A 2,429-nucleotide genomic window follows, 5' to 3' on the forward strand; every position below is an offset into this window, starting at 1 on the left:
AGTTGTTTGGCGAGGGTGTCGCCGATGGACTGTTGGATCAGTCTGCGCAGCGGACGCGCGCCGTAGACCGGGTCGTAGCCGCGTACCGCGAGCCAGAACCGCGCCGAGTCGCTGACGTCCAACTTCAGTCTGCGTTGGGAGAGCCGTTTCTGGAGTTGGTCGAGTTGGATGTCGACGATCGAGGCCAGCTGGTTCTCATCGAGCGCGCCGAACATGACCACGTCGTCGAGCCGGTTCAGGAATTCGGGTTTGAACGCCGAGCGCACGGCGTTCATCACGTACTCCTGGTCACCACCGGCCCCGAGGTTGGAGGTGAGGATGAGGATGGTGTTGCGGAAATCGACGGTGCGGCCCTGGCCGTCGGTGAGGCGCCCCTCGTCGAGGACCGCGAGCAGGATGTCGAACACGTCCGGGTGCGCCTTCTCGATCTCGTCGAACAGCACCACCGTGTACGGGCGCCGTCGCACCGCCTCGGTGAGCTGACCGCCCTGGTCGTAGCCGACGTATCCGGGTGGGGCGCCGACCAGTCGGGCCACCGCGTGTTTCTCGCTGTACTCGCTCATGTCGATGCGGACCATGGCGCGTTCGTCGTCGAACAGGAAGTCCGCCAACGCTTTGGCCAGTTCGGTCTTACCGACGCCGGTCGGGCCGACGAACAGGAACGAACCGGTGGGCCGGTTCGGGTCCGCGACCCCGGCGCGCGCCCGGCGCACCGCGTCCGACACCGCCGCGACGGCCTCGCGCTGACCGACCACGCGCTTGCCGAGTTCGTCCTCCATGCGCAACAGCTTCTGGGTCTCGCCCTCCATCAACCGCCCGACCGGGATGCCGGTCCACGCCGAGACCACCTCGGCGATATCGTCGGGGCCGACCTCCTCCTTGAGCATGACCGCGCCGTCCGACGCCGACTTGGACAACTTCTCGGCCTCGGCGAGCTGCTTCTCCAGCGCCGGGATCCGGCCGTAGCGCAGCTCGGCGGCCTTACCGAGGTCACCGTCGCGTTCCGCGCGTTCGGAGGCCCCGCGCAGAGCCTCCAACTCCTCCTTGCGCACCCGGATCTGGTCGATCGCGGACTTCTCGTTGCGCCACCTGGTGGTGAGCTGAGCGAGCTTCTCGCGATCATCGGCCAGTTCGTGGCGCAACTTCTCCAGTCGCTGCGCCGACGCCTCGTCGGTCTCCTTGCTCAAGGCGACCTCTTCGATCTCGAGCCTGCGCACCGCGCGTTCGACCTCGTCGATCTCCACCGGCCGCGAGTCGATCTCCATGCGCAGCCGCGAAGCCGACTCGTCCACCAGGTCGATGGCCTTGTCGGGAAGGAACCGCGAGGTGATGTAGCGATCCGACAGCGCCGCCGCCGCGACCAACGCGGAATCGGTGATGCGCACACCGTGATGGACCTCGTAGCGCTCCTTGATGCCACGCAGGATGCCCACGGTGTCGGCCACCGACGGCTCACCCACCAGCACCTGCTGGAAACGCCGCTCCAACGCCGCGTCCTTCTCCACGTACTTGCGGTACTCCTCCAGCGTGGTCGCCCCGACCAGCCGCAGTTCACCGCGCGCGAGCATCGGCTTGATCATGTTGCCCGCGTCCATCGCCGACTCACCGGTCGCGCCCGCGCCGACGATGGTGTGCAACTCGTCGATGAAGGTGATGATCTCCCCCGCGCTGGCCTTGATCTCCTCGAGCACGGCCTTCAACCGTTCCTCGAACTCGCCGCGATACTTCGCCCCCGCGACCATCGCGCCCAGATCCAGCGAGACCACGGACTTGCCGCGCAGCGATTCGGGCACGTCACCGGCGATAATGCGCTGCGCGAGCCCCTCCACGATGGCGGTCTTGCCGACACCGGGCTCCCCGATCAACACCGGATTGTTCTTCGTGCGCCTGCTCAGCACCTGCACCACCCGACGGATCTCGGTGTCACGCCCGATCACGGGATCGAGTTTGCCCTCGCGAGCCGCGGCGGTGAGATCGGTGGAGTACTTCTCCAACGCCTGATAGCTGCCTTCGGGATCCGGGCTGGTGACCCGCGCGCTGCCGCGCACCGTGGTGAACGCCTCGCGCAAAGCCTGCACGGTCGCGCCGTACTTGCCCAGCAGCATCGTCACATCGGAATCGCCGTCCGCGAGGCCGACGAGCACATGCTCGGTGGAAACGTATTCGTCGCCGAGCTCACCGGCAAGGCGCTGCGCGACGCCCATCGCCGCCAGCGCCTCGCGCCCGAGTTGCGGCGTGGTGGTGGCGCCGCTGGCACGCGGCAACCGGTCAACCATGTCCTGCGCTTCGCGGCGCACCGTGACCGGGTCGGTGCCGACAGCCTCGAGCAACGGACCCGCCACACCATCGGTCTGGTCCAGTAACGCGACCAGCAGATGCGCCGGACGCACCTCGGGATTACCCGCGACGGAAGCCGCCTGCACGGCGGA

At 67.6% G+C, this 2,429-nt stretch carries 1 protein-coding gene; it reads right to left on the reverse strand.

Annotation, left to right across the window (positions count from 1 at the left end; genetic code table 11):
* Positions 1-2,429: ATP-dependent chaperone ClpB (clpB, locus tag IT779_RS37035; RefSeq protein ID WP_196154173.1), on the reverse strand; the 2,429-nt coding region annotated here is incomplete at both ends.

Source organism: Nocardia bovistercoris (genome assembly GCF_015674855.1).
In the GTDB taxonomy this organism is placed as follows: domain Bacteria; phylum Actinomycetota; class Actinomycetes; order Mycobacteriales; family Mycobacteriaceae; genus Nocardia; species Nocardia bovistercoris.